The organism is Borborobacter xinjiangensis (genome assembly GCF_047739745.1).
In the GTDB taxonomy this organism is placed as follows: Bacteria; Pseudomonadota; Alphaproteobacteria; order Rhizobiales; family Rhizobiaceae; genus Pseudaminobacter.
On sequence record NZ_JBLLVA010000039.1, the window covers coordinates 1 to 25,194 of the forward strand.

General features: G+C 59.6%; 19 protein-coding genes and 4 pseudogenes. 13 read left to right on the forward strand and 10 right to left on the reverse strand.

What is annotated here, in order from left to right:
* A pseudogene (locus ACLKMW_RS23960) lies at window positions 1-780 on the forward strand (transposase); the annotation flags it as partial.
* Between the two features lie 400 nt (window positions 781-1,180).
* Here the strand turns inward: ACLKMW_RS23960 and ACLKMW_RS23965 are convergent.
* Window positions 1,181-1,879: a winged helix-turn-helix transcriptional regulator gene (locus tag ACLKMW_RS23965; RefSeq protein WP_415727046.1), complete on the reverse strand. Its 699-nt coding sequence runs from the start codon at window positions 1,877-1,879 to the stop codon at window positions 1,181-1,183.
* Window positions 1,880-2,002: 123 nt separating this feature from the next.
* Between ACLKMW_RS23965 and ACLKMW_RS23970 the strand changes: the two genes are divergently transcribed.
* The 5 genes from ACLKMW_RS23970 (at window position 2,003) to ACLKMW_RS23990 (ending at window position 8,436) form a co-directional block, all read left to right on the forward strand.
* A complete protein-coding gene (locus ACLKMW_RS23970) occupies window positions 2,003-3,472 on the forward strand; it encodes an FAD-binding oxidoreductase (RefSeq protein ID WP_415727047.1) in 1,470 nt (489 codons plus the stop codon).
* Window positions 3,473-3,894: 422 nt separating this feature from the next.
* Window positions 3,895-4,212 carry a hypothetical protein gene (locus ACLKMW_RS23975; RefSeq protein ID WP_415727048.1) on the forward strand — a complete coding sequence of 106 codons (318 nt, stop codon included), beginning with the start codon at window positions 3,895-3,897 and terminating at the stop codon, window positions 4,210-4,212.
* 767 nt (window positions 4,213-4,979) lie between these two features.
* On the forward strand, window positions 4,980-6,653 hold the full coding sequence (locus tag ACLKMW_RS23980) for a helix-turn-helix transcriptional regulator (RefSeq protein WP_415727049.1): 1,674 nt from the start codon (window positions 4,980-4,982) through the stop codon (window positions 6,651-6,653).
* A 119-nt stretch (window positions 6,654-6,772) separates the two neighbouring features.
* Window positions 6,773-7,213: an ester cyclase gene (locus ACLKMW_RS23985; RefSeq protein ID WP_415727050.1), complete on the forward strand. Its 441-nt coding sequence runs from the start codon at window positions 6,773-6,775 to the stop codon at window positions 7,211-7,213.
* On the forward strand, window positions 7,213-8,436 hold the full coding sequence (locus ACLKMW_RS23990) for an NAD(P)/FAD-dependent oxidoreductase (RefSeq protein ID WP_415727051.1): 1,224 nt from the start codon (window positions 7,213-7,215) through the stop codon (window positions 8,434-8,436). The genes ACLKMW_RS23985 and ACLKMW_RS23990 overlap by 1 nt, the downstream gene beginning before the upstream one ends.
* A gap of 462 nt (window positions 8,437-8,898) precedes the next feature.
* On the opposite strand, the gene ACLKMW_RS23995 is transcribed toward ACLKMW_RS23990, so the two are convergent.
* Window positions 8,899-10,041 (reverse strand): GGDEF domain-containing protein, encoded by a 1,143-nt coding sequence (locus ACLKMW_RS23995; protein WP_415727052.1) that lies wholly within the window; start codon window positions 10,039-10,041, stop codon window positions 8,899-8,901.
* Window positions 10,042-10,132: 91 nt separating this feature from the next.
* Here ACLKMW_RS23995 and ACLKMW_RS24000 point away from each other — a divergent pair, with 91 nt between their 5' ends.
* Window positions 10,133-10,345, forward strand: a complete 213-nt coding sequence (locus ACLKMW_RS24000; RefSeq protein WP_415727053.1) for a hypothetical protein — start codon at window positions 10,133-10,135, stop codon at window positions 10,343-10,345.
* 83 nt (window positions 10,346-10,428) lie between these two features.
* A pseudogene (locus ACLKMW_RS24005) lies at window positions 10,429-11,241 on the forward strand (MFS transporter); the annotation flags it as partial.
* On the opposite strand, the pseudogene ACLKMW_RS24010 reads toward ACLKMW_RS24005, so the two are convergent.
* The 7 genes and pseudogenes from ACLKMW_RS24010 to repA form a co-directional block, all read right to left on the reverse strand.
* A pseudogene (locus ACLKMW_RS24010) lies at window positions 11,219-11,805 on the reverse strand (transposase); the annotation flags it as partial. The pseudogenes ACLKMW_RS24005 and ACLKMW_RS24010 sit on opposite strands and share 23 nt — an antisense overlap.
* A 505-nt stretch (window positions 11,806-12,310) precedes the next feature.
* Window positions 12,311-13,449: pseudogene (locus ACLKMW_RS24015) on the reverse strand (site-2 protease family protein).
* A gap of 80 nt (window positions 13,450-13,529) precedes the next feature.
* Window positions 13,530-14,252 (reverse strand): DUF1403 family protein, encoded by a 723-nt coding sequence (locus tag ACLKMW_RS24020; protein WP_415727054.1) that lies wholly within the window; start codon window positions 14,250-14,252, stop codon window positions 13,530-13,532.
* 99 nt (window positions 14,253-14,351) lie between these two features.
* The gene (locus ACLKMW_RS24025; RefSeq protein ID WP_415727055.1) at window positions 14,352-14,588 is read right to left on the reverse strand and encodes a hypothetical protein; all 237 of its coding nucleotides are present in this window, start codon (window positions 14,586-14,588) and stop codon (window positions 14,352-14,354) included.
* A 264-nt stretch (window positions 14,589-14,852) separates the two neighbouring features.
* Complete coding sequence (repC, locus tag ACLKMW_RS24030) at window positions 14,853-16,052, reverse strand: plasmid replication protein RepC (RefSeq protein ID WP_415727056.1); 1,200 nt, start codon at window positions 16,050-16,052, stop codon at window positions 14,853-14,855.
* A 153-nt stretch (window positions 16,053-16,205) separates the two neighbouring features.
* Complete coding sequence (repB, locus tag ACLKMW_RS24035) at window positions 16,206-17,237, reverse strand: plasmid partitioning protein RepB (RefSeq protein ID WP_415727057.1); 1,032 nt, start codon at window positions 17,235-17,237, stop codon at window positions 16,206-16,208.
* Entirely contained in the window at window positions 17,237-18,430 is a 1,194-nt protein-coding gene (gene repA / locus ACLKMW_RS24040; protein WP_415727058.1) for a plasmid partitioning protein RepA, read from the reverse strand. Before repA ends, repB begins: the two co-directional genes overlap by 1 nt.
* A 455-nt stretch (window positions 18,431-18,885) precedes the next feature.
* Between repA and ACLKMW_RS24045 the strand changes: the two genes are divergently transcribed.
* Window positions 18,886-20,100, forward strand: a complete 1,215-nt coding sequence (locus ACLKMW_RS24045; protein ID WP_415727059.1) for a M24 family metallopeptidase — start codon at window positions 18,886-18,888, stop codon at window positions 20,098-20,100.
* 302 nt (window positions 20,101-20,402) lie between these two features.
* On the opposite strand, the gene ACLKMW_RS24050 is transcribed toward ACLKMW_RS24045, so the two are convergent.
* Window positions 20,403-21,182 (reverse strand): creatininase, encoded by a 780-nt coding sequence (locus ACLKMW_RS24050; RefSeq protein WP_415727060.1) that lies wholly within the window; start codon window positions 21,180-21,182, stop codon window positions 20,403-20,405.
* Window positions 21,183-21,276: 94 nt separating this feature from the next.
* Between ACLKMW_RS24050 and ACLKMW_RS24055 the strand changes: the two genes are divergently transcribed.
* The 4 genes from ACLKMW_RS24055 to ACLKMW_RS24070 all read left to right on the forward strand — a co-directional run bounded on the left by ACLKMW_RS24055 (window position 21,277) and on the right by ACLKMW_RS24070 (window position 25,187).
* Complete coding sequence (locus tag ACLKMW_RS24055; RefSeq protein ID WP_415727061.1) at window positions 21,277-22,191, forward strand: LysR substrate-binding domain-containing protein; 915 nt, start codon at window positions 21,277-21,279, stop codon at window positions 22,189-22,191.
* Window positions 22,192-22,285: 94 nt separating this feature from the next.
* Window positions 22,286-23,422: a polyamine ABC transporter substrate-binding protein gene (locus ACLKMW_RS24060; protein WP_415727062.1), complete on the forward strand. Its 1,137-nt coding sequence runs from the start codon at window positions 22,286-22,288 to the stop codon at window positions 23,420-23,422.
* A gap of 98 nt (window positions 23,423-23,520) precedes the next feature.
* A complete protein-coding gene (locus ACLKMW_RS24065; RefSeq protein WP_415727063.1) occupies window positions 23,521-24,366 on the forward strand; it encodes an ABC transporter permease in 846 nt (281 codons plus the stop codon).
* Window positions 24,363-25,187 (forward strand): ABC transporter permease, encoded by an 825-nt coding sequence (locus ACLKMW_RS24070; protein ID WP_415727064.1) that lies wholly within the window; start codon window positions 24,363-24,365, stop codon window positions 25,185-25,187. Before ACLKMW_RS24065 ends, ACLKMW_RS24070 begins: the two co-directional genes overlap by 4 nt.
* Window positions 25,188-25,194: the final 7 nt, after the last annotated feature.

Genomic DNA, 25,194 nt, shown 5'->3' on the forward strand with positions numbered 1-25,194 from the left:
CATGTGGAACAGAAGAACGGCGCCATCGTGCGCCGCCTGGTGGGGTATGGCCGGTTTGTCGGCGCGGATGCGACGGCGGCCCTTGAACGCCTTTATGCGGTGGTGCGGGTTCACGGCAATCTGTTCCAGCCATCCTTCAAGCTGCAGGCGAAGACGCGCATCGGTGCCCGTGTAATCAAGCGCTATCATCCGCCTGTTCCACCCGCGGCCCGTGTCCTTGCTCATCCTGATGTGGCCGAGGCCGACAAGGCGCGGCTTCGGGCCTTGCTGGAGACAGCCGACCCGGTGCTGCTGTTTGCCCACATCCGCGCTGCACAGGAAGAGCTTGGAAAGCGGGTCGATCGTCGTGGCCTGAATGCGAAAGTCGAGGAGCCATTGGTTATCGATCTCCAGGGCTTCGCTGCGCACTTGAAAACAGCCTGGAAGAACGGCGAGACACGGCCAACGCATCGGCGGCCATATCGGCGGACCAAACCCTGGCCGAAAAGACCCAGCATGTACGAGCCCTTTGAGGCGCGGATCAAGGAATGGCTGAAGGAAGACCCAGCCCTCTCGGCAGCCGGCGTGCTGCAACGGCTGAAGGAGATCGATCCAGCCCGCTTCAACGAAAAGAACATCAGAATGGTGCAACGGCTGGTGAAGGCCTGGCGCATGGAAATGGCTGGGCTGGTCATCCTTGATGGCGGCTGGATCAAGAGCTTGCCGCTATCACCTGCCACCGCTGCGGCAGCTCATACGAGCACTGTCGCCACTGCTGCCTTGGGTAACATTGATCGGTGAGGCAATAGGAGGGGTCAGTTCCTGGATTCGCTTGACAAGAGTGCTAAGCAATGATGTCCAGCTTTCCAGCGCAAGCTTTCGGTCATCGAATGTCTACAGGATCGAGTGTCATCAAGGCCGCTTTGGGGGCAACGCCGCGTCCTGTCGTTCCACCCCGCCGCAAGCGCCGCTTCCGAAATCTTGTGCCCAAGCCGAGCCAATGGCAAAACATTGGATGTCTTGGGATCTTGGTAATACGCCGCTCTCGGGCATCAGTGCGTCGAACTATGTGAATTTTAGGCGAGTGGTTCGATCGGCAATACGGCAGCTGTCCATTCCGGATAGCATGTAGGATATGAGAATTTGTTCACGCCACACGCCGGCGGGTGCGGCGCCGCATCGAGAGGTCGCATCCGGAATATCAGCCTGCATGACGCGTGGCGGTGCGGGAGACCGGCATGATGTGGGCGAACATGCTGCGGGCGTTCCAGGTCGGGAAGGCTCTTGCGAGCGACAGGTCGCCGTCGAGCTGGATGCGGTCCTCGCGGGTGGCTTGGGACCAACTGAGCTGGCCGGCGTGCCATTTGACGAATGCTTCGGCTTCCGCCGTGATGTAGAGGTCCTCGTCGAAGCCAGGGTAAGTCTTGCAGATTTCCGTGTCTCCGAGCTCGATAAGTAGCCAATAGCGCTCCCGGTGTGGGCGGCCGGTGAAGTCGAAGCGGATGACGACGCGTCGATCCGGGAGCCGGTCCCGGCGGAGCGCCTTGCACATCGACCACAGGGCCACAAAGGGGTCTAGGTGCTGGGGGGCGATTTCGAGCCAATGCGCGCCCCACTCGCCGAGCGACTGGCAGACCGTGAAGAGGTCGTGGCCCGCGGACGTGAGCTCGTAGTGGCGCCCGCGCCCGTCGGGCTTGGGGTTCGACTCGACGACACCGACCCATTCAAGCTGCTTGAGCCGCTCTGAGAGCAGGGTACGGGAGAGTCCGGGCGCACCCTCCAGGATCTCGCTGAAGCTTCCGCAGCCAAGGTGCAGGTTGCGGACGATCAGCGGCGTCCAGCGCTCGGCGAAAATCTCGGCGCCACGGGCGATGGGGCAGTACTGGCCGTATGTCCTCATAACAGACGTCCTCACAACAGCAGTGTTGCGCATCCGCCTCCGATTGTGGAGTCCAGATTCTTGACTATACGGCAGCGGCCCGCCGTGGTCCGATGTGGCCTCTCTCGACGAGAGGAGGACACGATGACGACACCTATGACGACACCTGTGACGACAACAACGTATGCAGAAGCCCACCACGGGAGCATGCAGCCATCCGTCGTGGAAATCGACGGGTTCCGAGGCCGGCTGATCAATGCCAGCCACGCCGACTACGATGCCGCCCGTGCAATCTGGAACGGCGCCATTGACCGGCGCCCGCATCTGATCGCCCGATGCATCGGGACCGCCGACGTGGTCGCGGCCGTGCGTTTCGCTCGCGACCATGATCTGGAGATCGCCATACGGGCCGGAGGCCACGGCGTGGCGGGCACCGCCGTTTGCGACGACGGGATCGTCATCGACCTCTCGGCGATGCGGGGCGTGCGGGTCGATCCCGCATGCCGCAGGGCGTGGGTGCAGGGTGGCGCGCTGTGGGGCGACGTCGACCGCGAGACGCAGGCGCACGGCCTGGCCACCACCGGAGGAATCGTGAGCCATACCGGAGTCGCCGGGCTCACCCTTGGCGGTGGCATCGGCTGGCTGATGCGCAAACATGGCCTCGCGGTCGACAACCTCCTCGCTGCCGACGTCGTGACGGCCGACGGCGAGCGGCTGCGGGCGTCCGAGGACGAGCAACCCGACCTGTTCTGGGCGTTGCGCGGCGGCGGCGGCAACTTCGGCGTGGTCACCTCGTTCGAGTTCCGCCTCCATCCCGTCGGACCCACCGTTCTGGCCGGGCCCATCCTCTGGGACGCGAGCGGCGCCGGGGAGGTCCTCCGTTTCTACCGCGACTTCATCCGCGACGCTCCCGACGAGCTCGGCACGGTCGTCAAATTCTGCACCGTGCCGCCTCTATCGGTCATCCCCGAGGAACTGCACTGGCGCCCGGTGGTGATGGTGGGCGCGTGCTGGGCCGGACCGATTGAGGACGGTGAGGAGGCGCTCCGCCCGCTCCGCGCATTTCGGACTCCCCTCCTCGATCTGGCCGTGCCCAAGCCGTACGTGGTATTCCAGAGCGCGCTCGACTCGACCGTCCTCCACGGTTGGAACTACTACTGGAAGGCCACCCATCTCCCCGAGCTCAATGATGACCTCATCGACGTGATTGCCGGGCACGCGTTCTCCTGCTCGTCGCCGCGGTCGTATGTGGCAATGTTCCATCTGAAGGGGGCGGTGAGCCGAGTGCCCGAGGGCGCGACGGCGTTCGGGAACCGGCAAGCGTCGCACGCGATCATCGTCCACGCTGCGTGGCGGTCTGGCGAGGACTTCGGCGATCGAGAGACGGCCTGGACGAGGGGGTTCCTCGCCGCGCTTGGCCGCTTTCGCGAAGGCGTCTACGTCAACTTCCTCGGCGACGACGAAGACCCGGGCCGGATCCGCGAGGCGTACGGCGACCCCGTCTTTGCCCGGCTGGCTGACGTGAAGTCCTCGTACGACCCCGACAACGTCTTCCATCATAACCAGAACATCCGCCCGCGGCTGGATGCCCGTGTGAGCGGGGGCGATACTTGATAAATTTGGGGTGGTGTTGGATGGGTGCAATAGGGCGCAAGCGGAGCCGTTTGCGGTCGGCAGGTTTTTGGACTCCGAAAGCGCAATAGCTGCATTCGCCATCGTCGTCCTGTCCGGGCCGGTCCGGCAATCCAAGAATGCTGGTACTTTCCGTTGCGTTAGGCTAGCGCCATCCTGTCCTACCGGGTCATTCAATGAACCGACGCGACGTGATCATTTTGGCGGCGGCACAGCCTGAAAGCGGGAGCGTTCAAGGCGCAATCGTCATCGGGGTCGATAGGATCGACGGCCTTGCCACGCTTTCCGCATCGAAGGATGCGGACAAATCTGCTGCGGCGGTGAAGGCTTCAAGGTCGAGAAGCTGACTGACGCCAATGGCGGCAAGCTTTCGGTGGAGATGTCTCCGACGCCACTAGTAATTTGTGACGCCTGGCACCTACCACGTTCTCGTCATCTACTTCGCCGGGCATAACTTCGCCACGGGCTTCACCGAATGGTGGATGCTAACGGGCGCGCCGCTCAATCCGAGCCACGCGGTGAACTTCTGCGAAAGCCAGACGCTGGCGCAGACCTGCGGCATCCCGACCGTCGTCATCGTCTCCGACGCGTGCCGGTCGCTTCCGACCAACGCGCAACTGCCGCGCGTGAAGGGCGGCCCGATATTCCCACACCGCCTATTTTCCGGATCAGGGTCATGTCGACACATTGAAAGCATGCGCGTTTGCTGCGCCTTCGTATGAGGCGGCCCCCGTGGATAGGATCGCTCAGACGGGCGGAATTTTTACGGAGACGCTGATGGACGCCTTCCGCGCGCCGTAGGACACGATGACCACGACGCTTCCTAACGGCGATGTCGTGATAAGGAACAGCAGTGTGAAGAGTATCTGAAGGCGGAGACGCACCGGCGGGTGCAAGAGGTACTTGGGCTGACGAAGAGCCAAATCCCTGACATCTACGAGTTCCCGACATCCATCTTTCCCGTGTGCACCAGCCGACCAAACGCCGCCCGCCCCGACCACCGGAATTCCGGTTCTCTGGGCCGTAAACCGCGACGATTGACGTGACCCATTGCGGCTCCCTCGCATTGCCAAGCCGCCGGACACGCTTCAGCGGTCGCGCGAGCTCGGAATGCCCCCTCAACTCACACGCCGGCGCCGTTCGCCGGATCAGGATTTAAGACCACGAACGCTGCGCCCGCGAAGAGGTAGTCTTTCTTTCGGGCTGGATTTGCTCCCGTGTAAACGTCTCTGGAATGAGTTGGGTACCTGGCTCCGCAATTTGGCGGCAATGTCGCCTGCCGGCCTCGGCTTGCTTGACGCCAAGCCACCCTTCAACCTCATTCGCTGCCGGATAGCGGACATTCGCGGTAACGCAATGCCGCCTTTTCTAGCATCCATTGAGTGTCGCTGAAGCGTGTGGTGAGCGGCTCTTCGTTGGCCTGGGTACGGCTAGAGTGTTGTTATCATCGGCAATGTGCTAAATTGCTTCGGGAGCTGGAGCGGAGCGCATGCGGCAGTCCCATCAGCGAAAACCAATAAACAGGGTCGCAAAAGTTCTCGATCACCTCGAACTCGGTCGAAGACATTATGAGCAGTGCGCCTGGGCCCACGCCTATCGGGCGCTTTCGCTCGCCAATCAGCAAACGCCGCTTAGAGCCGAGGACTTCGAACGGCTCGCCATGGCTGCTTACATGGTCGGTCGGGACGAAGAATACCTCAGATCGCTTGAAGATGCCCACAACGCTTATTTGAACGCCGGCCAATTTGCTCGCGCCGTCCGTTGCGCGTTTTGGCTTGGTTTCCGCCTACTTATGCGCGGAGAAACGGGGCGCGCAACCGGCTGGTTGGGCCATGCCAACCGGTTGCTCGCTCACGTGGCGCCCGAGTGCGCCGAGCGGGGGTATCTGCTATTGCCCGTGGTTGAGCAACGCCTCGAATCTGGCGATTTCGAGTACGCGTACACCGCTGCAGCCGAGGCGGCTGCAATCGGTGAGCGATGCGGCGACGCGGATCTGATCGCCTGTGCTCGCCATCAGCAGGGCAGAATTCGACTGCAACAAGGGCAGGTTAAACCCGGCCTCGCGCTCTTGGACGAAACCATGGTCGCGGTCACGACCGGTGAATTGTCGCCCTTGGTGACGGGCTTGATGTACTGCAGCCTGATAGCGGCTTGTCAGCAGGTATATGCTCTCGACCGCACCCGCGAATGGACAGCCGCGCTTGCGCTTTGGTGTGAAAGCCAGCCCGATATGGTCACCTTCTCCGGCGTCTGCCAGGTGCATCGGGCGGAGATCATGCAACTCCAAGGCGCATGGCCGGAGGCGATCGAGGCGGCACAACGCGCCTGCGCACGTTCTCGGGGCGTCGACAAACGAGCTGCCGCCGCGGCGTTCTACCAGCAGGCCGAAGTCCATCGCCTGTTGGGAGAGTTCTCTGCGGCCGAGGAGGCGTATCGAAGCGCTAGTCAATTGGGTTTGGAACCCCAGCCAGGCCTTGCTCTGTTGCGCCTTGCGCAGGGACACTCCCGCACCGCCGCCACGACCATTCGTCGCGTCGTGAGCACGACGGAGGACCGCCTGAAACGCTTGAGCTTGCTGCCCGCTAGTGTCGAGATCATGCTGTCAGTTGGTGAGATCCAGGACGCACGCAACGCGTGCCGAGAGCTGGGGGACATTGCCAGGAGCTTCGACACGGAGGTGTTAGGCGCGATTGCCGCGCAGTCGCGCGGAGCGGTGGACCTAGCCGAAGGCGATGCGCAAGCCGCACTCCGTTTGCTGCACTGCGCCTTCGAGGTTTGGCACCGGATCGAGGCACCCTACGCTGCCGCGCGCGTGCGTGTGCTGATCGGTCTGGCCTGCGGAGCACTCGGTGACGAGGACGGTGCCGGTCTGGAGATCGATGCGGCCAGGTGCGTATTCGAGCGGTTGGGTGCCGGACCCGATCTCGCTCGGATCGACTCACTGACGAAGAGCTTCGCTTCCGGCAATACTCATGGGCTGACCTCGCGCGAGGTTCTGGTTCTGCGCCTGGTAGCGGCGGGCAAGACGAACGGAGCCGTCGCGGCCGAGCTTTTTCTGAGCGAGCGGACTGTCGAGCGGCACCTCAGCAACATCTTCACCAAGCTCGACCTATCGACACGGACGGCGGCCACTGCCTGGGCCTACAGGCATCGCTTGATCTGACTATTCGCGCGGCGTGGGTGGAATCCCCCATGCCGCCGCCGCTGCAAATTGAGTGATTCCTCCGAAGCACGGCCGAGGCTGCAGGAGTAGTCTCGCCCGGCAACAAAGGGAGCAAGCCGATGTCAGAACTAAACAAAGCGCAGATTCGACGGGTCATCGATAATGTCTACAACCGGGGTGATCTCGCTTTCATCGATGAAGTGGCTGCTAGCGATTTGGTCATCCATGCCTCGTCTCAGGAGATCCTTGGACGCGAAGGTGCCAAGCAATACGTCGCCGAGTTGCGTGCGGGTTTCCCAGACCTCCATTTCACCGTCGAGGAACAGATTGCCGAAGGCGACATGGTAGTGACCCGCTGGACCGCCCGTGGGACGCATAGAGGCAAGTTCCAGAGGATTCCAGCGACCGGTAGGGGAATCCAGCTCACCGGAACCGACATCGATCGCCTTGTCGCCGGCAAGGTCGTGGAATGCTGGGCACACGTGGATGAGCTCGGCCTGATGCGGCAACTCGGTGCGGTTGAGGCTGGCGCTGCCGAGAGCAACAGAGCAAGACAGTGATGACCAAGGTATTTGACGTAATCGTTGTAGGCGCGCGCTGCGCGGGATCGCCGACCGCGATACTGCTGGCTCGGAAGGGGTACCGCGTACTGATTGTTGACCGCGCCACCTTTCCGAGCGACACGGTGTCTACCCACATCCTGCACCCCGCCGGCGTCAGCGCTCTATCGAGATGGGGTCTTCTCGATCGACTGACGGCGACCGGATGCCCGCCCATTCACACCTACACCTTCGACTTCGGCTCGTTCACGATTGCCGGGTCGCCGGGCACGGAGGAAGCACCGCTAGCCTACTGCCCACGTCGCACGATCCTCGACAAGCTGCTCGTCGACGCAGCCGCCGAATCCGGGGCGGAGGTTCGCGAAGGCTTTACCGTCGAGGAGATTTTGATCGAAGACGACCGCGCGATCGGCATAAAGGGCCATGCGAAGCAAGGCGGTTCCATCATCGAGCGCGGGGACATCGTCGTCGGCGCCGACGGCTTACGCTCGGTAGTAGCCGAGACAGTTCAGCCCGAGCAGTATGACGAGAAGCCGCCCTTGCTCGCCGGGTACTACACGTATTGGAGCGGGCTGCCGATGGACGGCCGCTTCGAACAATACATCCGGGAGAACCGCGGCTTTGCAGCTGCTCCAACTCATGAGGATCTGACGTTGGTCATTGCCGGATGGCCGTACGCGGAATTCGCGCAAAACAAGAAGGACATTGAAGGAAACTACTTGAAGACGATCGAAATGGCGCCGGCTTTCGCCGATCGGCTGCGCGCTGCGAAGCGGGAGGCGCGGTTTGCCGGCATGGCGGTGCCGAATTATTTCCGCAAGCCCTACGGACCCGGGTGGGCGCTCGTGGGTGATGCGGGCTACAATAAGGACTTCATCACCGCCCAAGGCATCATGGACGCCTTTCATGACGCAGAACTCGGCGCTACCGCGCTCCACAAGGCTTTCTCCGGAATGCTGACGTTCGACACTGCGATGAGTGAGTACCAACACACGCGCGACGCACGGGTAAAGGCAATGTACGAATTCACCTGTCAGTTGGCGACGCTGAAACCCCCGCCACCCGAAATGCAGGAGCTCTTCGGCGCGGTTCACGGCAACCAGAAGGCCATGGATGATTTCGCGCGGATGAGCGCCGGAACGATTTCACCAGCGGAGTTCTTCGCGTCGGATAACGTCAATGCGATTATGGCTGCCACTCAGGACAAGCAGGCTTCGGGCTGAAGAAATTGGAATCGCTTGAGGCGGAGGCTGCTCGCACGGCGGATGACTAATTTGTGTGGCCCATCGCGCGCATGCCAGGGGCCCAGCAGCGGCCGCAAGTATTCGCGTCAGGTTATAGCGCGAACGTCAGCTCTGGAGAAGCGCTGTGAATGGCGCGAGCCATCGCGTCACTTGATGGTGAATGTCTACTCTCGAGTCATCATGATCGTCGGCATTGTGGCTACGATTTGATCGTCAACCGAATGGCTGCTTGACGACGACATCATCACCAAAGCGGTCCGTCTCCTTCCGTGAAGATCCTATGGAAGGCGACCAGCGCTCTGTCAGAAGCCGCCAAATGCCTCGACGCGCTCACTACCGGAGATCGGCGTCCACTGGCTTACTAACCCGAAAGAGCCGCGCGACCTGTAAGGGTTCTGATCCCGGCTGTCAGCCGGAGAAAGCGTTCGTTCTGGCGAGAGGTCAGGCGACCATCCGGCCGATACAGTCTCGGCCCTGGTCTTTTGCCCGATACAGAGCGGCATCCGTCCGAGACAAGAGGCCTCTAAAATCTCTGACGCCGCATGAGCTGTGGCACACGCCGGCACTGGTAGTGACGGTGAATTTGTGGTTTTCAGATCTGATCATCGTTGTTTTGAGGCTTATACGGATTCGCTCCACCGAAAGTAGTGCATCAGCTGCTGCCACATTCGGAAGGAATGCGACGAACTCTTCGCCGCCCCAGCGGCCAATTAAGCTCCCGCTAGGCAGTTTTTTTGTGAAGACTGTCGCACACGCGCGAAGTGCGTCGTCGCCGACTGCATGGCCAAAGGTGTCGTTGATCTGTTTGAAGTGATCGAGATCAAAAAGCACCATGGCAAAGTCATTCGGTTTTCCGTCACCAAGGTATTCGCTAACGCGGGTTTCGAATGCCTTTCTGTTCAACAGCCCTGTCAGCGGATCGCTGTCAGCCATTTGGCGTAGACGAATGGCATCCCTCTCGTAAGCGAGCGAAAGTGCGAAGGCCCCAGATGCTGTAATGTGCAGAATGGCGACTGAGAGATGGATGGTGAGAAGATCATCGTCTGGAAGATGCTTGGGAAAGAACTCAGCAAAGGCCATCCCGTGCCCTGCACGGGCAGCAAATGAAGCGGCGATAACCCCATACGCAACTACCATGCCGTACCGTGACGGCAGCCGGTCGCTGTGGTCCCTCCAAAATTCGACGGCACATATGAATGCGAGCCCAAACAGCAAGACGTTGACTACGGAATAGACGGCCGCATATGAATCGTAGATCAACGGAAACGCACAAATTCCGACAAAAAGAGCCGTTGGCCCGTATCGCCAAAGCGGAAAGACCGCTCTGCCCGCGAATTCGCGTGCCGCCTGCCATCTCAGGGACAATCCGAAAACAAGAAGACAGTTCGGGATAATGACGAGAAACAGATACGGTAGGTAGCGTTCGAACATAAACGCGACGAGGGCCATCCCGATTACGGCGTTGGCGAAGCCCCACGAATACCAATAACGTTCGCCACGCCGTGCTTTTCCGGCAAGGAAGAACGCTGTCGCAAGGACGAAAGCTGCTACAATGTTTGCAGCAAAAAGAGTGAAGTTTTCCAAATTCCCACGCCTGCCTCTTTGAATGGCAGTGAACCAGAATTTTGCTATTCGATGGTTAACCTGACCTGATGCAGCCGTGGCTGGATGGACAATGCCGAACCGCGCTGCATTGCCGTTGGTGGCCTGCGCGTCGATGACGCCATCTAGGAAGCGCTTCTGGGTCGTCGAGCCGGGCTGCGATCGCAGCCGCCGTCCAGGCCGAGGCACAAGCGACCAGGTGCGCGACGCGCTGACGCGGGACGTGGAGGCGGCGCGTTACGAGCAGCGCCGCTCAATCGAGGAATTCAAGGAAATGACTAAGTAACTTTGATTCCGACGTTGTCCTTTGCCCGGCCTGATCCTGCAGATGGCCCCGAAGCGCCCACCGCTGCTGAACCGACCGCGATCATGCTGCAATTTCTCACAAATCGTACCTATAGCCAACTTTCTCTGGCCCAGCTTATCGCTCTTGTCGGGACAGGCCTCGCCAAGGTGGCACTCGGTCTGCTCGCTTATGACCTGGCGGGCGCAGATGCAGGCGTGGTGCTTGGCACAGCGCTCGCCATCAAGATGATCCCCTGTGTCGGGGTGGCGCCGATCGCCGCTGCTTTCGCTGAGCACCTGCCGCGCCGGACCATGCTTGTCTGCCTCTATCTCGTGCGCGCCGCTGTCGCCCTTCTCCTACCTTTCGTGACAGAGGTTTGGCATGTCTACGTACTCATTTTCAAGCTTCAGGCGGGCTTCACTCCGATATTCCAGCCGACTATTCTCGATGTCTTGCCCGAGGAAAAGGAATAGACGAGCGCATTCTCGCTCTCACGACTTGCCTGTAACCTTGAAAGCGTCGTCAGCCCCATGCTGGCCGCGGCATTACTCACCGTCATCAACTTTCACAGCCTGTTTGCGGGTACTTTCATTGGCTTTCTCGCATCCACCGCTCTCGAAGTTTCGGTTGTGCTGCCCAGCCCGTAGGCAACCGTGCCCCGCGGCATCTACGAGCGCACCACACAGGGCTGCGGATCTTATCTCGCGACGCCGCGGCTGCGTGGACTGCTAGCCCTCAATCTGGCCTCGCGTGCGCGGGCGCCCTGGTGATCGTCAACACCGTCGTCTATGTGCAGGCGACCGTTCGGGCTCGACCAGCAGGCAATGGCCATTGCTCTTGCGGCTTTTGGCGGTGGTTCCATGGTTGCCGCCCTCGCGCTGCCGAGATTGCTTGATCGGCGGCTCGCCTTTCGCGATTGAGCAGCGCGGCGATCCGCCGATAGCCATAGGTCGGCCTTTGATCCACCAGCCTGCGAATGGCGGGCAGAAGCTCAGCATCTTCGGCCTTGTGGTAGAATCCTCGCGGCGTCGATCTGCCCTTGAGCCTCTCGACGAGATTGGAACGGGAGACGCCCAGCGTGTCTGCGACGGTCTTCATCGGGAACCGTCCTTCGGCAACAAGATCGACCGCGATATCTGTTTTTTGAGCTTGTTTTGGAAAGGGCCTCGCGGAGGATTTCCACCTCCATCGTCTTGCGGCCGAGCACGCGCTCCAGTCCGCGGACGCGGTCATCCAGCTTCTTCACCTCCGAATTGCCGACAACCGGCTCGTCCGAATCCACGGAGCAACACCTCCTTCGCTCAAGAGCCTGCGCCATCGATAGAGAAGATTGGGCGCAACGCCATGACGGCGAGCGCTCGAAGACACCGTCTCGCCAGGTTCGAAACTCTGCTCGATGATCTGCAGCTTCTGCTCGGTTGTCCACTGCCTGCGGCGGACGTCACCCGTGATCCCTCGATGCGTCGATAGTCGTTGACATAAGCTTGTCCTCAAGCCTGTGCTTGAGCCTTTCTGCTTATGCCGACTGTCCGGTCGAATTGGAGGCAGTTCAAACATGGAGCAACGAAATCGACTACTTACCATTGAGAAGGAATTAAATAACTTGAGGCGCGCCGCCCCTGTCCCGAAGTCCGGCCACGTACGGGACGGTGGTGCTCTTGAAGAGTGTTGGCTGTGAGTTCCCCAGCCGTGCAAATCGCGTCGTCCTCAGCCGAGTCGTACCAATCTGCGAGCGCTGCGCGGTGCACTTGGTCAGTCCGCGACTACTTCCCGCCTGCTGCTGCTTGCCTTCAGCTGAGCCGCGCTGCGTTGCTGAGCAAGAACAAGGTCGTGTTCACCATTGTGGCATCTCCTCAGAACCGCAAATGTCGGCCAGAACGCGGCGGGCACACGAATGAGGTCTCATCCAAGCAGGGTCAAGCAATACACGCCGCCCTTTGTAGCCGCCGATGCGTCCATGATCGATCATCCCTCGCCGCTTGAGCGCAGGCGGGCTTCGCCCCGGCGCAGGCGGCCGAACCGAAACCGATCTTGGGCGGCCGCACGCACCATCATCATCTCGCCGATGGTCTCATGCGTCATGAGGCCCACTAAGCGGCCTGTGCGGTCGACGACGGCGACGGCCGGTGAGTTCGCCTGCTGCATCTGCCGGAAGCCATCCTCGAGGCACTGGCGGTGATCGATCCGCGGGATATCGGTACGCATCGCGCTCGCGACTGGAGTATCGGGGCCTGTCTCCTTAAGCGCGCGTATCATGTTGTCGCGGGTGAGCACGCCTTCCAGGTGGCCAGCGGCGTCGACCACGGGAAACTCGCGCTGTGTCGTCGAGAGCAATCTCTCGATCGCCTCGTCGATATTCGCCGACCGCGGGAGCGTAACGAATTCGGTGATCATCACGTCGCCGACGAGCACGCTGGCGGCTACGCTGCGGATTTGGGCGTTCTGCGCCTCCGCCGCTGCAGCAAGATAGACGAAGATGCCGATGAAGATCAGGAGCGGATTGTAGAAAAGGCCCAGGAAGCCGAAGACGAAGGCGAGGCCTTGGCCAATAGAGGCGGCAAGCTGAGTTGCACGCGCCCAAGACATACGCCAGGCGAGCACTGCCCTGAGTACTCGTCCGCCGTCCATCGGAAAAGCCGGGATCAGGTTGAAGAGGACGAGGAAAACATTCACGCCCGCCAGGCGCGCGAGGAAGCCGGCGCGTGGATCCTCCACTTGCGCCATCTGCCCGGCGCCGACGGAATAGTCCACGAAAAAAAAATGACTGCCGCGATCGCCACATTAACGAGCGGCCCGGAAATAGCGACCACCAACTCCTGTCCGGGCTTCTCAGGCATTCGTTCGAGCCGAGCGACTCCGCCGATCGGCAGGAGCGTAATATCCGGCGTTCTGATTCCGTAAAAGCGCGCCGCAGCAATATGGCCGAATTCGTGCAGCACAACGCACCCAAAGATAGCGAGGATGAATGCCACACCTTCCCAAGCCGCCGGTGCGCCGCCGATCCGATAATGCGTGAACCAAATCCACATTAGCATGAGAACAAAAGTGACATGCACCCGCAGCGCGGTGCCCGCGATCGTTCCGATTTTGAAGGACCATGCCATGCGATCGAGCTCCCGGAGTGCTGGTTCGCTGGGGAAATATCTAATTCAACGACGCGACGTGGGAAGGGACTCGACCGAGCCTAAACTTTCGAGTGCCGATGCTTCGGCCCGGGACACGTCAGACGGTCCATGAATACAGGGCCGGTTTTGGACAGCATTTGGAACCGCGACAGGGTCTTGGTGGTCAGCGCGCCGGGCACGGCGTCGTCGTCCGAAAGTTTCTGGATCATCGCCGCCGCCCCCTTGGCCCGCAGCTTCGGCGCCACCACGGCAAGCCGCGCGGCACGCCGCTGGATCTCACCAGCCAGCCGGCAAGCGTCGGCCGCGCCCTGCGCCAGCCCAAGGCAGACGGCGCGCTCAAAACCCGCCTCTCCCGGCCGGAGCCGCTTGCCGTGGCCGCCCTCAGCCCGAAATGCCGGAGCAAACGCCTGCGCCATCAGCAGCGGCAGCGGCCGTGGCCAGCCCAGGCTTTGCGCCACAACCAGGTCGGCGCCCCACCAGGCCAGCAGTTCGGCGTCAGGGTGCCTGGCAACGACATGGCTGGCGATCGCCGCGGCGGCGAACGGCGCCGGCCGGGCCGCGCGGGCCAGATCGCACCGGCGGGACCGGGATCGCCGTCGGCCGGCCGCAGATACCAGGCGCCGGCCCGGGCCGGTTGCGCGCGCACCGAAAAGTCGAGCCCGTGCAAGGCGGCGCCGGCATGGAAGGCGGCCTCGGCATGGCCGAAAACCGGCCGCTGCGGCAGCGCTCAGCCCGGCACACGGGGTGGCGGCAGCGAGGCCGCGGGCGATGGAGCGCGCCAATCATGCACGAGATGATAAATCGACGGTGCGCTTGATGCGATGATCACGGCGCCAAACCGCACCGCCCGTCCTCCCCGCAGAATGAGCGATAATGCCGGCTTATCGGTCGTCTAGGCTCAGAGGCAAAAAACCGCCGTTCTCGGCGCGCAGCAGCCCAAAAATTACATCCAGCCGCGCTGCCTGACAACGTGCAACAGTCATGGCGGTGGACCGCACATTGGACGCCCGCCCCGATAAGGCCGCCGCCTCCCAACTGCCGACGCAGAGCTCGCGCCGTTGGGGGAAATAGCTCGGGCACGCTTCGGCGGAAATGACCGCAAATACCAGCGCCGCCACGACCGCGTCCGCGTCAATCTCACCGACGCCAACAGGTTGTATGCAAGTCCATATCCTGCCAGCGAAGATTTCATGGAAGCGTTGGAAGCGGCCGAAAACGGACCAACAAGCCCAGGGTTTGGTGCCTCGTCCAGAACTCCTGCCCGACCGCAGAATCCGCTCAGCACCTCAGCACCGAACCTCATGCTACACGAAAATACGCTTCGCTTCTCGAAACGAGGCGAGCCTCGGATGACCGTTCTCGGTTGCGGCAAACACTTCAAATCATCCAGTCATGCGCGAGAATCCTGCACTCGCCTTCAATGCCGCCATCAACATCGGGCCAACGGAAAACTCCCCTACCCTCGCTTTCTCGGTCAAAACGCGCAGATATCCACCCGCCGAATGAATATGTTGCGCCCGCTGAAGAATGCACGCAATCACCATGGCGGCGGTTTCCTGACCCATGACGTGGCAGGCATCCTCATAGGCCGACGGGGACACGCCCAAAAAGCCGCGCACCTGTGCCGCGGTTGCCATTAAATCTCGCCAACTGCCTATTCCGTCGATGGCGTAGTCCACAATGTCCGGGCAGGCTTTCAGCACCAATCCCAGCGGATATGTTTTAGGCTTTTCTCCAGGGTTCTGGTTGGCCTCCACCCTCGCCTTGCTTTTTTCTAAAGCGAGTTCAAATTCAGTAAGGGCATTGGTGTTTGAATCAGATTGCTGCCGCTCATCTTGAGACTCATTGGCGCTCGGATTTACGGAATCCATGAACATTTCCAGCATGATATCGACTTCTTCATGCAGTGCGGCCAAATCGCCCACAATGGGCTCCAGTTGGCTTAACGCCGCCCGGCGGGGGATTGTGTCCACGATGGCACGGAACCGCTTCCAGATGGCTCCCCAGTCGCCAGGCGCGTCTTCTTCAACTGCCGCTTCCACCAGTTTTTGAATATCGCGTCGATGCAGCGTAATCCGTTCCCTCATGAGTTTCAGGGCTCGGTTGTCAGCTCTGACACGCTCGGCCACCTGCTGAAATTCGGCGGCACGGGCAAGCAAAGGCGCCAACGAGAAGCCGAAGGCTTCCGCAAGCTCCCCTCCCCTGCCCTTCCTGGCGTATCTCTTTCCGTTTGGGCTGTCGCGGCGGACTATGAGGCCGCAGCCGACCAGGGTCGCAAGGTGGCGCCGTAGTGTGGCGTCAGCCATACCGTGTGCCCGCAACGACAATTGCCTGTTCGACGGGAACACCATCAAGCCATTTTCCCGACTCAGCTCGCTGTCGGGATAAAACGACAACAGGCCGCTCAGGACCGCCAGTGCACGATCGCCAATGCCGATGATGCTCTTGCCCTCACAAAGCCATCTATAGACCTGCCACTTGTCTACGATTGCCCCCTCGGCGATCTCAAGCGAGGCGTTTCTAGCTTGCAAAAGCCCAAGCGTCATCGGCCGCCCACCAAAGGGCGTCATTCCCGGTTCCATTATCTTCGCCTTCAATTGGGCAAAAGAATCCCGCACGCCGAAAACGACGCTATGACTCTTGACAGTGATTCGCGGAAATGAGATTCTCGGATTGCTACATACGAGAGAGGTTCCGCGACGGCGACGTTACGGGGCCTTTTTCTTTTGCGGTTTCTAGTCTCCTGTTGCTTTCGTCCCCGAGTTCCTGAACGCCGTATAGAGATCGTCCAGTTGCTCGGTTATGAATTCGCCGAATGTGGCTGCGTCCGTGGATTTCAGGGCAAGTGTGTAGCCCTTCCCGGCAGCTTTCGAAGTGACACTAACTGATTTGTCGGCGGCCGCCCAAGACCGGGCCTGGCGAGCATTTTTTGTCTGCTGCGGCTTTCGTGTCAGAGCATCGACCACAGCTTGAAAGCGACCATCGCTCGACAACGCTGTCGCTTGCGCCTGTGACAGGATCGCCAGCAGCTCGCTCACCTTGCCTTTGGGCAGCAGGTCAGCCAGTTCCATCCACCGCCGACGACCAATCTCGGGTGCGGCACCAATGGCCTCGATCAACTCGATTGGTATCTGGCGTACAACGGAGATCATTTTCGACAAGGCGGCCTTGTCCACGCCAAGAGCCGCCATGATGGTGTCACGCGAGAACGAGCGGTCTTCCAAGCGAACCGCAAACAAGGCTCTCTCGATATATGACAGGTTCGTTCGAGCGTTGTTCTCCTGCCCTTGGCTCACCACCAACTGGTCGTCGGAAAGTTCGCGGACAACTGCACGAACCTTGATGCCGAGTTCTTTGACCGCCGCCAGGCGCCTATGTCCATAGGCAACCTGGAAACGCCCCATAGCTCCGGGATTCGGCCGGACGAGAATGGGCACCTGTTGTCCGTGGTCTCTGATCTGTTCAACAAGCTGGGCAAGCTCGGCAGCATCGACGCCGAGCCTGTCGCTGACGAATGAGCCGTCGACCAGAGCGGGGTCGATGTCGACGACCGTCTGTCCTTCCGCCAGTTGCCTTTCGAGATCCTGAGCTCGCTCGAACTTTTGAGTGATGTTTCCGAGCGTTTTGGTGATTCCGCCCACCGGGACGGCACTGCGAGCAACTGGTGAAACAAAGCCTGCAATTGGCCTCGCTGCCGTCATCGGCGCCGAGGCCTCGGCCGTCGGATTGTCATCCATCGAAATCCCGATCAGATTCTTCCGGGCCATCACCTTCTCCCCCAAGTGGCCTTGAGCAGGTCTTCGATTTCAGAGTTCACGGTGTTCAACGACTGCATTGCCCGATCGTAAGTTCCACGAGTGAACTGAGATCGTTCGACTTCATAGAGCGTCTGCTTGGTCACACCGGCGTCGGATATGGCAGTCGATTTCAGCATCGGGTTGTGCAGCATGCGATTGCCGAAAATCGCCCGCATGAAACCTGTCATCTGACTTTGGGGTCCATCATTCGGCTCGAAGCGGGTTACGAGATAGCGCATCCAGTCGTAGCTTGTGCGCCCCCCTGCCCTTTCGACCACAGCCATCAATTCGCTGGTCATCGCCAAAAATTGGCTCATGGACATCACATCGAGCATTTGGGGATGCACTGTTATCAGCATCGATGTCGCCGCACACAGTGCCGACATCGTCAGAAAGCCAAGCTGGGGCGGGCAGTCGATCACGACCACGTCGTACAGGCTTTCAATGCTCGTCAGGACCTCGCCAATGCGCGCGAAAAACATCGATTCAGCGGATCCGGAAGTAATCGCTCTCGGCGTCTCGTGTTCGAATTCCATTAATTCGAGATTGCCGGGCACAATGTGCAGGTTCGGCGTATAGGTCGCACGCACGATATCGGTGATAGGGCAGGGCTCTTCGTAGCGGATCGCCCCATACAGAGTTTCGCCCGGCCCCACGTCGAGCTCCGGCTGGTGCCCAAAGAGCGCAGACAGCGAGGCCTGCGGGTCAAGATCGACGGCCAACACCCGATAACCACGAATAGCCAGATACTGGGCAAGGTGAGCCGACGTCGTGGTCTTCGCCGAACCTCCCTTGAAATTCATCACCGCGATTACCTGGAGCTTCTCTCCTGGGCGGCGGCACGGAACGTATTTTGGCGCTCCGTTTTTCCCATCGAGGTTTCTGCGGATTCGATCCATATCCTCCGGCGTGTACATGCGCCGACCATTTGCCAGCGGCTCAGGACCGTAGCCTTCCGAAGCGACTTGCCTCAGATAACCTTCACCGATTCCGATGTAGTAAGCCGCTTCAGCCGGACTGAACTGACGGATCGTTTTTTGAGAGGTCGGCGGGAAGATCTTCTGCTGATGGAGCTGAAGCTGCCGTGACAATTCCAGAGAATCCGCGGACAATATGGATGGCAGATGCTCCTGCTCACCGCCTTGAATTGTGGTCTGTAACATCACCGGCCCTCGAGCTGCGCAATTGATGCGAAAACTTAGCAAACTGCGCAGTTACTATAAGAGCCGATTCGTTACGAATATACAAATGCTTAACCCTGACGTCCGCGATGCCGTTGTCCGCGGACAACTCGGCGCAATTTGACGACTGTTGTCCGCGGACAACTTGAACTCACTGGCCGCACGCACCTCGCAACATCGCGGTGAATCAACCGGCACAGAAGCATCCCTGTAACGCGGGTTGCTTGGGACACGGGCCTACCGCACGATCACTTTCCGAGTGTCATTTGATCCACACGAGCAGGTTCATGACGCCGCGCGACCGACAACCGGTGATCGCATGTAATCGCGGAATTATAAATTTCCAAAATTCAAGCATCAGATGAATAAATTTCGGAAATAAGTCGGTTGAATTTAGCTTGCGCCGCATAGAGTTTCATTCCCGGAAGGAGCAAGCGATGACGGACGACATGTTGCATGTGATGAAGTGGCACAACGGCGAGAAGGAGTTCTCGCCATTTTCGGACGCCGAAATGGCCCGTCGTCAAAACGACGTCCGGCGCTGGATGGCGGACAACAATGTCGATGCGGCGCTGTTCACCTCCTATCACTGCATCAACTACTATTCCGGCTGGCTTTACTGCTATTTCGGCCGCAAATACGGCATGGTCATCGACCCCGAAAAGGCGACCACTATTTCGGCTGGCATCGACGGCGGCCAACCTTATCGCCGCAGCTTTGGTGACAACATCACCTACACCGATTGGCGCCGCGACAATTTCTACAATGCCGTGCGTCAGCTGACGCCCGGCGCCAAGCGGATCGGCATCGAATTCGATCACGTCTCACTCGACTTCCGCCGGCTGCTCGAGGTGGCGTTGCCGGGCGTCGAATTCGTGGACATCAGCCAGCCATCCATGTGGATGCGCACCATCAAGTCGGCCGAGGAGCAGAAGCTGATCCGCGAGGGCGCGCGTGTCTGCGACGTCGGCGGCGCTGCATGTGCCGCGGCAATCAGGGCCGGTGTTCCCGAGCACGAAGTCGCGATCGCCACGACGAATGCGATGATCCGCGAAATCGCCAAGTCGTTCCCCTTCGTCGAACTGATGGACACATGGACCTGGTTCCAGTCCGGCATAAACACCGATGGCGCGCACAATCCGGTGACCAACCGCGTCGTGCAATCCGGCGACATTCTCTCGCTCAACACCTTTCCGATGATCTTCGGCTATTACACGGCCCTGGAGCGGACGCTGTTCTGCGACCATGTCGACGATGCCAGCCTCGACATCTGGCAAAAAAACGTTGCCGTGCATCGCCGCGGGCTCGAACTGATCAAGCCCGGCGCGCGCTGCAAGGACATCGCCATTGAACTGAACGAAATGTACCGGGAATGGGATTTGCTGAAGTACCGCTCCTTCGGCTACGGCCACTCCTTCGGCGTGCTCTGCCACTATTACGGCCGCGAAGCCGGTGTGGAATTGCGTGAGGACATCGACACCGAACTGCAGCCGGGGATGGTGGTTTCGATGGAGCCGATGGTCATGCTGCCGGAAGGCATGCCGGGTGCTGGCGGCTATCGCGAGCACGACATCCTGATCGTCAAGGAAGACGGGGCGGAAAACATCACCGGCTTCCCCTTCGGTCCGGAGCACAACGTCATCCGGAACTGAGGGCGGTGTTCCATATCCCTTTTGATTGGCCCGCCGGAAGGATCGGCGGGCCTGATCGCCTCGCATCCAGGCCGCGCCTTCGAAATCCCGTTGGCCGTCTTATCTCCGCCATAAGACGGGCGTTAGCGAAATCGGGGCTATATAGCGGCGGCAGAAGCCTTCTCGACGAAGAGAATGAAGATGTTCGTCAAGCGCACAGGGTGGCGCCACCGAACAGATGTTTTTAAACACACAGAAAAGCCGCTTTTCACGCGGCTTTTCTGTCGTTCAAGATTGCCGAACTGGATGGCTCCTTGAGCGTTTTAGCGGGCAAACTCCGGCTTCAAGGCTCCCACGATCCCTTTCACGCAAACGTCCAGGAGAATTTCCCCCTTTTCCTTGGAGGCTTCCTTGGGCGACGAAAGCGTGCCGCTTGCCGGCGTCCATTCCGGCTTGGACGGATAGACATCATAGGGCGGGAAGCTTGCCGGCTCATGGTCGACAGCCCGGTCGAGCCTGACCAGATCGGGATGGAGAGCCAGCATCAGCGACGTTTCAAGCACCCCGCCATGTTCGAGATCCCAGCCGGTGAAGCCATTGGGATAGAGGCGCTCGATGGTCGCCTTGTCCACGAAGTCCCAATAGCTCAGGACGACGATCTTCAGGCCGTCGATGCCATCCCAGCGCAGTTCGCGCAAGGCAAGGTCGACGCCCTCAATGATGAACCAGGAGTTTTCGAAATGCCCGTTCATCAGGCAGATTTGGCGCACCCCATGGCGGGCAAATTCCTTGATGACATCACGCAAAGCCGCAACAAGCGTTCCACCATCCAGGCTGGTGGTTCCGGGCAGGTGGTTGCCACCGCCGGATTTCTGATGCGACTTGTAGCCGTAGGTAAAAGGCGGAGCGACGAGAGCGCCGATCTCGCTGGCGACGCGTCGACCAAACTCCACCGGCAACAGCACGTCGACATGCATCGGCATATGATGTCCGTGCTGCTCCATCGAGCCGATCGGCAACAGAATCGGAACCGAGCCGTCCCGAACTCGATCATGATATTGCGGCCATGACAGTTCGGCGGCGAAAACAGTGTCATCCTGCATGCTCATCTCCCATTTTTGAGCCCTGCAGGATGAATAGAAGGCAGCTCTATGATATGAGAAATTTATATTTCTCATCCGTTCATGAGGAAATGAAATGCAGAACATTACTAATTTTCAGACTGATCTGCTGCGAACATTTGTCTCCGTCATCGATCTGGGTGCCTATACCAAGGCAGGTGAAGCGCTTGGCCGCACTCAACCGGCGATCTCACTTCAAATCCGCCGACTGGAGGAACTGGTCGGTGCGCCGTTGATAAAGCAGACGGGACGCACGCTTTTACTCACCAGCGAAGGTGAAATGTTATTAAGTTATGCCCGCGAAATCCTGCGCCTGAATGACGATGCGGCGTCCTACTTCAACCGAGCAAAGATCGCGGGTGTACTGCGCGTCGGATTGCCCAACGACTATGCTGTTGCCTTTCTGCAAGGCGTCATCATCGAATATACACGCCAGCATACGGACCTATCGCTGGAGATTCATTGTGGCTGGAGTTCGGGAATACTCGATCGGCTGCGCGCCGACGAACTTGATCTTGCGGTGGCGATGGTAAATGGCGAGCGCACGCAATATCTCTCACGTTCCTGGATCGAACGGCCGATCTGGGCGGCGGCTGAATCCGCCCGGTTCGACCCGGCCAAAGGGGTGCCTCTTGCCGCCCATCCGGAAGGCTGCGCCTACCGGGCGCGAATGATTCAGGCCTTGGACGCCGCTCAGATGCGTTGGCGCATCGCCTATACCGGTTCCGGCGTCAGCGGACTGCAAAATGCGGTGGTATGCGGCCTCGGTGTAAGCGCCTTGACGCGTTACACGATGTTGCCCGGCATGCGGGCGCTCGATGAAGGGGACGGTTTTCCGCCTCTTGCTGAAATTCGTGTTGGCCTGTTCTACAAGCATCCCCGTCTTTCAGACGCGGGGATCGGCCTGGTCAATCACATAATCGGGCGTCTGGACGAGGCCGGTGTTTCCAGCGATCCAGTCCATCGTCATGGTGAATTGCGCCGCGGATAAAGGCGGCAAATGCATTTATTATGAGAATTAATTTTTCAAATACATAAGTGCTTCGTACCCTTCAGAAAAATAACAAATGAGAAGGGGAAGGCTCATGACCATAGACAATGTCATTTCGAAGAAGCGCACGCGTCGCGACGTTCTGAAAAGCGCAAGCGTTCTCGGCGGCGGCGTTCTGGCAATGCCGTTCGTTAGCCGGCTTGCCTTTGCGGCGCCGGTCGAAGTAAACATGCTCGCATGGTACGGCCATGCCGAGCCTGATGTCGTCGCCGAATTCGAAGCAGCGAACAACGTCAAGTTCAAGCCGAAATATTATACCGGCGGCGACAATATGCTTGGCTTGATCGCGCAGTCTCCCCCAGGAACATTTGACGTCATTCTTTCAGATGCCGAATATGTTCAGCAGCTGAACGCGGCCGGTTATATCGCGAAGCTCGATCCTGCCGATTATCCGTTTGATGAATTCTTTCCCGAATTTCAGCGTTTCCCGGGGCATTGGCAGGGTAATGACCTCTATTCGGTCATCACCCGCTTCGGTTTTCTCGGCGTTGCCTACAACACAGAAGCGATCACCGAAAAGGAAGCTTCCAGTTACAATGTCTACTGGGCTGAAAAGCTCAAGGGCAAGGTAGGGCATTTCGATTGGCATCTCCCCAATCTCGGCCAGATCAGCCTGCTTAACGGCAACGCCTCGCCTTATGAGATCGATGAGGCTGCCTGGACGACAGTCCAGGAAAAGACATCCAGCCTGCGGCCGCAAATCGGCGGCTTCTTCGATTACGGTGGCACATTCTCCTCGCTTCAAAACGGCCAGATGCTGGCGATGGCCGGCATCGGCGACTGGATAACCGGGGCCCTCGAGAAGGGTGGTGCGAAGGTTCGCACTGTCATCCCGGAGGAGGGCGGCTTGCAGTTCACCGAGTCCTTCTCGATCGGCAAAGGCTCCCAGAAGGCCGATCTGGCGAAGAAATGGATCCAATACATCACCTCGGCCAAGGGGCAGGTGAAGTCGGCCAATATGGCTGCATATCCATGCCTTATCCCTAGCCGGAAAGGCTGGGAACTTCTGGCGAAGGAAACGCCCGAAGAAGCCAAGCGCCAGGGCATGCTGCTGAACGAAAGCAATGTCATGGATATGATACGGGCCGGCCGGATCAAATACCGGCAGTTGCCGGTTCAGCAGAGCCTTGAAGACTGGAATGACTTCTGGTCAGAATATAAAGGATCTTAAGGTTCAAAGTGGCGGACATTTGCGTCCGCCACTTTGAACGTCACCGTTCCATGTGCGGCAGCACAACAGGCCGTGTTCAACGGGCGGGACCTATTTATATGCGGAAATCGATAAGTCTTTATAGCCTGACATTCTCCCTGCCTATGCTGATCTGGCAGTTGCTATTCTTTCTCACTCCATTGGTCTTTCTGGTCGCCCTTAGCTTCTGGACAGTAAAGAATTTCCGGATGGAACCGGATTTCGATACCGTCAACTGGGTCAGAATGCTTGGGCGCAGCGTGTTCTGGGATGCCTATTTCCGCACGCTGTTGCTGGCAGCCGCCGCGGCAGTCCTGACCAGTGCGCTTGCCTTCCCTTGCGCTTATGGAATTGCTTTCAAGCTCTCGGAAACGGCGCGGCGCTGGGCAGTGTTCCTGATGGTCATACCCTTCTTTACCAGCTATCTGGTGCGCGTCTATTCCTGGCAGGTGTTCCTGTCCGACAATGGCATCATCAACGCGCTTCTGGCGCGGGTTGGAATCGGCCCGCTCGGCATGCTGAATTCTGCATTTGGGACGATGGTCGGTTATCTGACGTTGAGTTTCCCTCTCGTCGTGCTGCTGCAGCTGTTCAGCCTCATCTTCGTCGATCGAACCTTGATCGAAGCAGCGCACAATCTTCGCTGCGGCCGGCTGCGTACTGTTTTCGAAATTGTCGTGCCTTCGGCCAAGGTCGGTTTGGTCATCGCCGCGCTTTTCTGCTTTATCCTCACCTTCGGCGATTTCGTCAGCCCGCTCTATCTCGGCGGCGGCGATCCACCGACTCTATCGATCCTGATCACCGACACGACCAAGTCGGGCCAGCAGTGGCCGCGCGCCGCGGTAATCGCGCTCACCATGATTGCAACGCTATTGGCGGTAGCCTTCGCGGCGATCGGATATGCTTATCGGGAGCGTGGCCGATGAGCGGCTTCAACCGAAACCCATTGATCGACTGGGCGCTGAAACTCTACATCGTTCTGTCCTTCGCCTTCATATTCGCGCCAATTGCGGCGAGCTTCGTCTTTTCTCTCAACGTCGATCGCTTTCCGTCCTTGCCGCTTGGCGGGTTCTCAACTGTCTGGTACGAGGCCGTTGCTGCCGATCCGCTGGTCTGGGAGGGGCTGCGCAATACGCTGATCTCGGGCACCATCGTTTCCGTGGTCGCCACGGCGATAGGCTTCGGCGCGGCATATACCGACTTCCGATACAAGTTTTCCGGCAAGCCGTTCTATCTGGCATTGGCGCTTTTGCCGCCGACCGTTCCGGTTGTCATTCTCGGCCTGGCTATGCTGGCTTTTCTGTCACGTGTCAGCCTTTCAGGCGAAATCCATGCGGTCATCATCGCCCATGTGGTGATGTGCGCGCCCTTCGCCATGGCGATCGTCAGGCTGAGGCTTTCGCAAATGGACCCGTCGCTCGAAGCCGCCGCCTGGAATCTCGGAGCCTCCGAATGGAAGGCAATGCGCCATGTCATCATACCGTTTTGTCGGCCGGCGATCTTCGCCGCGCTGTTCATCACGATGGCGGTTTCCTTCGACGAGTTCGCCGTTGCGTGGTTCGTTTCCGGTCTTCATGAAACGCTGCCGGTCAAGGTCCTCGGTTTCCTTCAGGGGCAGGTCAGCCCGCGCATCAACGTCATAGGCACGTTCGTCTTCATCACCTCGATGACGCTCGTGGTCCTCGCACAAATTCTTCTCATGAAACGAAGCCGGGCGCCGAAGGCGAGCGGCCAATCGTCGGAGTGATATTGGC